Source organism: Paenibacillus amylolyticus, assembly GCF_003719335.1.
GTDB classification, from domain to species: domain Bacteria; phylum Bacillota; class Bacilli; order Paenibacillales; family Paenibacillaceae; genus Paenibacillus; species Paenibacillus amylolyticus_D.
The window spans coordinates 41,213-49,930 of the sequence record NZ_RIAS01000024.1 but is presented as its reverse complement, the minus strand read 5'-3'; the positions used below and the strand labels follow the sequence as shown (position 1 = coordinate 49,930).

9 protein-coding genes, 1 tRNA gene and 1 rRNA gene are annotated in these 8,718 nt (G+C 44.9%); 10 read left to right on the top strand and 1 reads right to left on the bottom strand.

Going from position 1 to position 8,718, the window contains the following annotated elements; all coding sequences use genetic code 11:
• The 7 genes from rrf to EC604_RS27425 all read left to right on the top strand — a co-directional run.
• A 5S ribosomal RNA gene (rrf, locus tag EC604_RS31130) occupies positions 1-73 on the top strand; the annotation flags it as partial.
• 363 nt (positions 74-436) lie between these two features.
• Complete coding sequence (guaB, locus tag EC604_RS27450; RefSeq protein ID WP_090924897.1) at positions 437-1,894, top strand: IMP dehydrogenase; 1,458 nt, start codon at positions 437-439, stop codon at positions 1,892-1,894.
• A 435-nt stretch (positions 1,895-2,329) separates the two neighbouring features.
• On the top strand, positions 2,330-3,706 hold the full coding sequence (locus tag EC604_RS27445; protein ID WP_192895169.1) for a D-alanyl-D-alanine carboxypeptidase family protein: 1,377 nt from the start codon (positions 2,330-2,332) through the stop codon (positions 3,704-3,706).
• Positions 3,707-3,888: 182 nt separating this feature from the next.
• Positions 3,889-4,770, top strand: a complete 882-nt coding sequence (gene pdxS, locus EC604_RS27440; protein WP_024628815.1) for a pyridoxal 5'-phosphate synthase lyase subunit PdxS — start codon at positions 3,889-3,891, stop codon at positions 4,768-4,770.
• A gap of 18 nt (positions 4,771-4,788) precedes the next feature.
• Entirely contained in the window at positions 4,789-5,379 is a 591-nt protein-coding gene (gene pdxT, locus EC604_RS27435) for a pyridoxal 5'-phosphate synthase glutaminase subunit PdxT (protein WP_123067173.1), read from the top strand.
• 278 nt (positions 5,380-5,657) lie between these two features.
• Entirely contained in the window at positions 5,658-6,941 is a 1,284-nt protein-coding gene (gene serS / locus EC604_RS27430) for a serine--tRNA ligase (RefSeq protein WP_123067172.1), read from the top strand.
• A 202-nt stretch (positions 6,942-7,143) separates the two neighbouring features.
• Positions 7,144-7,232, top strand: a tRNA-Ser gene (locus EC604_RS27425).
• A gap of 193 nt (positions 7,233-7,425) precedes the next feature.
• Here the strand turns inward: EC604_RS27425 and EC604_RS27420 are convergent.
• A complete protein-coding gene (locus tag EC604_RS27420) occupies positions 7,426-7,773 on the bottom strand; it encodes a hypothetical protein (RefSeq protein ID WP_123067171.1) in 348 nt (115 codons plus the stop codon).
• 158 nt (positions 7,774-7,931) lie between these two features.
• Here EC604_RS27420 and EC604_RS27415 point away from each other — a divergent pair, with 158 nt between their 5' ends.
• From EC604_RS27415 to EC604_RS27410, 3 genes are read left to right on the top strand one after another with little or no spacing between them, the layout of a single operon-like run.
• Positions 7,932-8,273 carry a hypothetical protein gene (locus EC604_RS27415; protein ID WP_123067170.1) on the top strand — a complete coding sequence of 114 codons (342 nt, stop codon included), beginning with the start codon at positions 7,932-7,934 and terminating at the stop codon, positions 8,271-8,273.
• 25 nt (positions 8,274-8,298) lie between these two features.
• The gene (locus EC604_RS30195; protein ID WP_192895168.1) at positions 8,299-8,475 is read left to right on the top strand and encodes a hypothetical protein; all 177 of its coding nucleotides are present in this window, start codon (positions 8,299-8,301) and stop codon (positions 8,473-8,475) included.
• Positions 8,476-8,497: 22 nt separating this feature from the next.
• A complete protein-coding gene (locus tag EC604_RS27410; protein ID WP_123067169.1) occupies positions 8,498-8,650 on the top strand; it encodes a small acid-soluble spore protein P in 153 nt (50 codons plus the stop codon).
• Positions 8,651-8,718: the final 68 nt, after the last annotated feature.

The window sequence follows — 8,718 nt, the reverse complement described above, 5'->3', positions numbered from 1 at the left end:
CACGACCGTTAAGCCCTCTAGCGCCGATGGTACTTGGACCGCAGGGTCCTGGGAGAGTAGGACGCCGCCAAGCAAAGAACCACTGCCGATGATGTTCGGTGGTGGTTTTTATATTTTTAATAAATTAGTGAAGAACATAAAAACCTTCAATCAAGGAATACTTAAACTACATTAACAAAAAAAGCAGGCGTACCGATCTAAATGAAAGGGCGCTTTTTTGTTATATTATCAAGACTTGTCCACGTAAGGAACACAGTTGTGTACAAGGGGAAGCACAACTAATTGTTCCAAGGAGTTTCCCTTGACATTCTAAATATCGCTTTGCTAAGATGGACAATAATATATTTTCAGAAAACGAATTTTCGGCATACAATACAGCCTGGAATCTTCGGGTTTTGGTCGGTAAAGCTGAGCAAACTTAAGGAGGAACACTTGCGTGTGGGAAGATAAATTTGGTAAGGAAGGCTTCACCTTTGATGATGTATTGCTAGTGCCACGGAAATCCGAGACACTGCCTAAAGAAGTAGACGTATCCGTTCGTTTGAGCGATAACGTCAAATTGAACATTCCTCTGATTAGTGCAGGGATGGATACTGTTACTGAAGCGACATTGGCGATTGCCATTGCGCGTGAAGGCGGTATTGGTATTATTCATAAAAATATGTCTGTCGAGCAACAAGCTGAAGAAGTGGATCGGGTTAAACGCTCGGAGAGCGGTGTTATCACCAATCCTTTCTCACTCACAGCTGAACATCTGGTATCTGATGCTGAGGCAGTTATGGCAAAATACCGGATTTCTGGTGTGCCTATCGTTGAAGGAGATCAGAAGCTCGTAGGGATTCTGACAAACCGTGACTTGCGATTTATCCATGATTTCAACATCAAGATTAGTGAAGTCATGACCCGTGAGAATTTGGTTACAGCTCCTGTCGGTACAACACTGCAAGAGGCAGAAGGCATCTTACAGAAGCATAAAATTGAAAAACTCCCATTGGTGGACGAGTCCAACACATTGAAGGGACTTATCACGATTAAAGATATCGAGAAGGCAATTCAGTTCCCGCAAGCTGCGAAGGATGCGCAAGGTCGTCTTTTAGTTGGTGCAGCCATTGGCATCTCGAAAGATACTTTTGAACGTGCAGACGCTCTGGTCAAAGCGGGAGTCGATCTGATTACAGTGGATTCAGCTCACGGTCATCATATTAACATTATTGAGGCGGTTCGCAAGCTGCGCGAACGTTTCCCTGAGCTCACCATCATTGCAGGCAACGTTGCCACAGGTGAAGCCACACGTGATCTGATTGAAGCAGGGGCTTCCGTTGTTAAAGTAGGGATCGGACCTGGTTCCATCTGTACAACTCGTGTTATCGCAGGTATTGGTGTCCCTCAAGTTACAGCAGTATATGATTGTGCAAGCGTGGCGCGTGAATATGGCGTACCTATTATTGCTGACGGCGGTATTAAATACTCTGGCGAGATCACCAAAGCTCTTGCTGCGGGTGCTCATGCCGTAATGCTGGGAAGCCTGTTTGCAGGAACAGCAGAGAGTCCAGGAGAAACGGAAATCTTCCAAGGACGCAGTTATAAAGTATATCGTGGTATGGGTTCGATGGCTGCAATGAAACAAGGCAGTAAAGACCGTTACTTCCAGGATGATGACAAAAAACTGGTTCCTGAAGGCATTGAGGGCCGCGTAGCTTACAAAGGTCCTTTGTCTGATACCATTCATCAGTTGATCGGTGGATTGCGTTCGGGTATGGGATACTGTGGAACGAGCAATCTGGATCAATTGCGGAATGACACAAGTTTTATCCGTATTACAGGCGCTGGTCTTCGTGAGAGCCACCCGCATGATGTACAGATTACGAAAGAAGCACCTAACTACTCGTTGTAATCCGAAGAGAGTTAATGATTTCCAAGGCAAGCTCGGCGATTTTCGCCGGGCTTGTCTTTTTTTGCGGATACCCCTGTGATAGAATAGAACAAGCGGTGGCCGTCCAAGGATGGATCTGGGCGTTGCGGCGATTTTTTGACGTGATCCATGAACTTTTTTATACGATTCAAGGTAAGCTTGTTATGACTTATCCTACTAGAGAATGTTTATTATGTTTTACATAAGATAAGCATTCAGCAAGATGCGAGCGAAGTGACATTTGATCTGAACATTAGAGCAACGAACTTGCTCATTTCGATATAGCGCATTCAGCAGAGAACCACATATCCATTGACACATTGACGGGGATTTATGAAAATAGCAGCTTGAGCTGCACTGAGGCATCATTCAGAAGCTTCAGATCGAAGGGAGTATTCATCATTGAAAGTCAAACACATGAATAAAAAGAAACGTCAGATCCTCAAAAAGAGCGTAGCCTCTGTTATGCTCATTAACATGCTATGCATGTCCGCAGTGATGCCTGTTATGGCAGCAGCAAGCGATTCTGGTCAGGTTTTGACCGCGGCAGCTACAACAACGAAAACGCCGGCAAAGGCCGTCAGTATCCCTTCAGTAGACTCGCTTGGTCTTGATGTAAGATCAGCAGTCCTGATGGAAGCTTCCACAGGCCAGATTTTACTGTCAGTTGATGCGGATAAGGCAATGCCGCCAGCGAGTATGACGAAGATGATGACAGAGTATATTGTTGCAGAACAGGTGAAACAGGGGAAGTTTGGCTGGGATACAGTAGTCACGGTGGGTAAGAACGCAGCTAAAAGTATCGGATCACGCATTTTCCTGGCCGAAGGTGACCAGCATACGGTTAAAGACCTGTATATCGCCATGGCTGTTGGATCGGCCAATGATGCGACAGTTGCCTTGGCTGAATATGTTGCGGGTTCGGAAGCCGAATTTGTGAAATTGATGAATGAAGAAGCGAAACGGATGGGTATGAAGGATACCCATTTCATAAACTCTACTGGTCTTGATCGTGCAGACATGCCAGCTGAATTCCGTCCAGCAGAAGACAAGGAAACGGTAATGTCCGCTTTAGACGCTGCTATTTTGTGCAGATATATCGTCAGAGATCATCCCGACTACAAAGATTTTACAACGATTCAATCCTACAAGTTCCGTCCTAATGACAAAGCGCCGATTATCAACTATAACTGGATGCTGGAAGCGAATAAAAATATAACCAACTTCAAAAGCTACGCTTACCAAGGTCTGGATGGGATGAAAACAGGTCATACGAGCAACGCAGGCAATAACTTTACCGGTACGGCTGAACGTAATGGCATGCGTTTGATCAGCGTGGTGATGGGCACGGATTCCGAATCCGCACGTTTTAGAGAAACGAAAAAAGTGCTGGACTATGGCTTTGATAATTTTGAAGTGAAACAGGCTGTTGCAGGAAAAAGTAAAGTGACTGGCTGGGAAACGGTACCTCTGAAAAAAGGGAAAGAGACGACAGTTCCTGTCGTAACTGATAATGCAGTGAGTTTTGTTGTGCCTAAAGGAACTCAAAACCTGAATGTGACATTCAAAGCAAGTGTAACGGAAGCGGATAAACTGGTCGCACCAATCAAAGCGGGTACTAAGGTTGGTACGGTTACTTACACCTATAAAGCAGAGGGAATGGAACCTCAGGAAAAAACGGTAAACCTGATTACAGCCGAAGAAGCTGAGAAGGGCGGTTGGTTCCGCCTATTCTTCCGTGCAATCAAAGACTTCTTCGTAGATCTGTTTGATGGAATCAAAAACTTGTTTTAATCGAAAAATACAAACTAATACTGCATGAGTGGATTGTATATTTGCGCTTTTTCCGGTAAAATATCAAGTTAGAATTCTACGTATTACAGTATAAAAGTCTAAGGTTCTTTCATCTGAATAGAAGCGTTGTTATGCTTATTGAAAAATGGGAGACAACACATACACTACGGGGGGCTTGGAATATGGAAACGGGAACATCACGCGTTAAAAGAGGTATGGCTGAAATGCAAAAAGGCGGCGTAATCATGGACGTCATGAACGCTGAGCAAGCTAAAATTGCGGAAGCAGCAGGTGCAACAGCGGTAATGGCACTTGAGCGTGTTCCTTCCGATATTCGCGCAGCAGGCGGAGTGGCTCGTATGGCTGATCCAACGATTGTGGAAGAAGTAATGAAGGTTGTGACGATCCCTGTTATGGCCAAAGCACGTATTGGTCACTATGTAGAAGCTAAAGTACTTGAGTCATTGGGTGTGGATTACCTGGATGAGAGTGAAGTACTGACTCCTGCGGATGAAGTATTCCATATTGATAAACATGAGTTTACTGTACCGTTTGTATGTGGAGCGAAAGACTTGGGTGAAGCACTTCGCCGGATCGGTGAAGGAGCATCTATGATTCGTACAAAAGGTGAGCCGGGAACTGGTAACATTGTTGAGGCGGTACGTCATATGCGTTTCATCAACGGCCAAATTCGAAAAGTAACCAATATGTCAAAAGACGAGCTGTATGCTGAAGCGAAAAACCTAGGCGTTGCCTATGAGCTTTTGCTTGATGTGCATGAGAACGGGAAATTGCCAGTGGTTAACTTTGCAGCAGGCGGCGTAGCCACTCCAGCAGATGCTGCACTTATGATGCACCTTGGAGCAGACGGCGTATTTGTAGGTTCCGGTATTTTCAAATCGGACAGCCCAGAGAAGTTTGCACGTGCAATCGTTGAAGCAACAACACATTATACCGATTATAAATTGATTGCCGAAGTTTCCAAAAACCTCGGAGCACCAATGAAAGGCATCGAAATTTCCAAACTCGCACCTTCCGAGCGTATGCAGGATCGCGGCTGGTAAGAGAAGGGGAATTCAGACATGAAGATCGGCGTTTTGGCACTTCAGGGTGCTGTTACAGAACATATACGCAGTATTGAACGTGCTGGAGCTGAAGGCGTAGCTATTAAGCAGGTTCAGCAGTTAGAGGAGCTGGATGGCTTGATTCTGCCGGGTGGAGAGAGCACAACCATCGGAAAGCTCATGCGCAAGTATGGGTTCATGGAAGCCATTCGTGCCTTCGCCGCAGCTGGAAAGCCAGTATTCGGTACCTGTGCGGGTCTGATCGTCATGGCCAAGCATATTCAAGGTCAAGAAGAAGCCCATCTCGAGCTTATGGATATGACCGTTTCCCGTAATGCATTTGGGAGACAGAGAGAGAGCTTTGAGACAGACCTGCCTGTAAAAGGGATTGAAGAGACGGTACGGGCTGTATTTATACGTGCTCCGTTAATTGAGAGCGTTGGCGAACAGGTCGAGGTTCTTTCTACGTATAAAGATGAGATTGTGACAGCACGCCAGGGTCATTTACTGGCTTGTTCCTACCATCCGGAGTTGACGGATGACTACCGTCTACATGCTTACTTTGTAGACATGGCAAGGACATATAAACAATCGGTAGAAGCAAAATAAAGTACGATGTACAACCTATGATCTCCCGGTCATCGGAGCACTCCTCAGTTGTCTGTTCTAGGCTGCTGTGGTAGCTGCATCTGGACGGATGCCTCATGTTGCTTGTAACTGCTGCATAGCGGAATCGCAGCGGAGGTGGCAACCGGGGACATAGGTTGTTTTTTCGGTTATTGGCACATTGTAGGTTATAATAGATATTATTGTGTTTTTAATTGAAAGTATCGAGAACGAGCCTGAGGTGAGGCTCTATAATGTAGGTTTATTAGGAGGGGTACGCAGTGCTTGATGTGAAAATATTGCGGAATGAATATGCACGTGTAGAAGAGGCATTAAATAATCGTGGCAAATCGCTCGATCTGATTGCTGGGTTTACGGAGCTCGATGCAAAGCGACGGGAATTGCTTCAGGAGAGTGAGAATCTGAAGAGCCGTCGTAACACCGTTTCCGCAGAAGTAGCTAGACTGAAGAAGAACCGTGAGAACGCCGATGATTTGATTGTCGAGATGCGTGAGGTCTCCGATCGAATCAAAGCGATGGATGAGGAAGTACGCGAGCTTGAGGTTAAAATTAACGACCTCACGATGGCGATTCCTAACATTCCAAATGAAAGTGTGCCTGTGGGTACATCCGAAGAGGATAATGTTGAAATTCGCCGTTGGGAAGAGCCCAAGTCATTCTCTTTCACGCCCAAAGCGCACTGGGAGATTGCACAGGAGCTGGACATCCTTGATTTCGAAGCAGCAGCCAAAGTGACAGGTTCCCGTTTTACCTTTTATAAAGGACTTGGAGCGCGTCTGGAGCGTGCGCTGATTAACTTTATGATGGATTTGCACAGTGATCAGCACGGATACGAAGAAATTCTGCCTCCATATATCGTGAATCGGGACAGCTTGTTTGGAACAGGCCAGTTGCCGAAGTTCGAGGAAGATCTGTTCAAGCTTAGAGATACCGAGTATTATCTAATCCCAACAGCAGAAGTACCTGTAACGAACTACCACCGTGAAGAGATTTTGAATGCCGATGATCTGCCGAAGCATTTTGTCGCGTATAGTTCCTGTTTTCGCTCAGAGGCTGGTTCGGCTGGACGGGATACTCGCGGCTTGATCCGTCAGCATCAGTTCAACAAGGTGGAGTTGCTCAAGCTATCTTCACCAGAGACATCGTATGATGAGCTGGAGAAAATGACACAAAACGCAGAGCGTGTACTGCAACTTCTAGGCTTGCCTTACCGCGTGTTGACGCTCTGTACGGCTGATATGGGTTTCACTTCGGCTAAAACATATGATATTGAAGTGTGGCTGCCTGAGAGCAACACCTACCGTGAGATTTCATCATGCTCTAACTGCGAAGACTTTCAGGCACGTCGTGCCAATATCCGTTTCCGCAGAGAGCCTAAGGCAAAACCTGAATTCGTACACACACTTAACGGTTCTGGACTGGCAGTAGGACGTACGGTAGCAGCCATTCTGGAGAACTACCAGCAGGAAGACGGTACAGTAGTCATTCCTGAAGCATTGCGTTCTTATATGGGCGGAATTGAAGTCATTGCTCGCCGTAAATAGTGTGATGTTTGAGATAGCATAATGAACAAATCATCTTAACTCCATTCGCCATTTGAGGATGGCGGGTGGGATGGATGATGTGTTAAAGTGCTGTAGGTTGTTAAAATCCGGTTTTAGCATAAAATTTAAATAAAAAAAACTTGCATTCAATCATTAATCTATGGTATGATAATTTTCGTGGCAAGTTTATAAAATATTTTTTGGAGAGGTACCGAAGCGGTCATAACGGGGCGGTCTTGAAAACCGTTAGGGTGCAAGCCCACGTGGGTTCGAATCCCACCCTCTCCGCCATAACTTTCAAATGACACGCCGTATAAGGCTTTACGGCGCTTATGATTGAAACGCACTAGACTGTTGAACAGCGGTCTGGTGCGTTTTTTTTGTGTTCGTGACCGTTAGAGATAAATCTAACGGGAGGACTCGTAGGGGCATGTTATAAAGATAATAAAAGGCATACCTAGAAAGGTATGCCTTTTAACGAAACCTATGTAGTTTTGGCTTGCTTTTTAGACACTGCTATTTTCTTCTGCAACTCTTTATGTGCAGCAAAACTCATAATAAGGAAGATTAGGTTAACGACCGCAAGGACCGAATAGCCCGGTTCATATGTTATTGCTAATAACAAAGCTATCACTTCTACTATGACTAGAATTGAAAAGGTTGTGAATGGTAGCGTGAAAATAAAAGCCCATGCAATGAACTGAACGAAGATTAGTCCTCCGCTTAAAATACGTCTAGTCTCTCCATCATAATCTAAAGGTTGTGTTGTCAAAAACTTAAAGAATATGAATACAAGCCAAAATGCGAAGATGATACCTGTGGCAACTCTCAATAGATGATTCCCCCCTAACTCTACAATAATGAAATGATTGTACCATGCACAATTAAATTTGTAATCATTTTTCAATGAAATTTATGGGATATGGGTAGAGTTATTCATGCATAAAAACAACGTCTTCTCCGCACGTTATAGAAGTGGAGGTGGTAAAGATGAACCGCGAACTAAACATTGATCAGAACGAACTTGTAGGTGCTTGGCAGGAGCGTTTGCCTCAAGTCTTGAATGTGGGTGACCAGGCACAGGTTATGGCAGACGAAGCAGATCATCAGGCGATTCGAATACACATTGCAACAGCAGGCCACGAAATGTACTCTTTTGATTTTAAATGCCACTATGTTGATTCCCGTGAGGTCAGTGTAGAGCTAGTTGACGTGGAACGAGATGGACGGGCAACGGATGAGCGTACAGAGCCGATTCAGGAACTTGCGCATGATTACACTCGGCACATTCACGAGTGTGCTCAGTCACTGCAATCGATAACGAAATCTTAACACGAACCAAAAGGGGTCGAATGGAATGACTAAAGCCAAATCAGACGTGGATAAAAACCTGCAAAATGTTGTTGAAGATCTCGAACAGACTGTAGTTAACAGCCATCATGCGCAGCAACTACAGCAAGATTCCAATGATCGCCGCCATCAGGATGCATTAAATCATGACAAAACGGAAGATAGAGATCCATCTCATTCCTAACTTATGATGAGGAGGCACTTATATGAGTAAACCAAAAGCAATTCCTGTACCCGAAGCTCAGGATAACCATCAGCAACGTCATTCATCCAAGCGTTCTTCCATGCAGGAACCATTGTCTGGCTCTAAAAAAGTGAAGAATCAGAACCATGTGGATCATCTAAATCCGGAGGGGTAACCTGTAATGTAATGTTATCGTGCATAAAATAAGTATGAAACATAAAAAAATCACTTCATTTCAAAAGT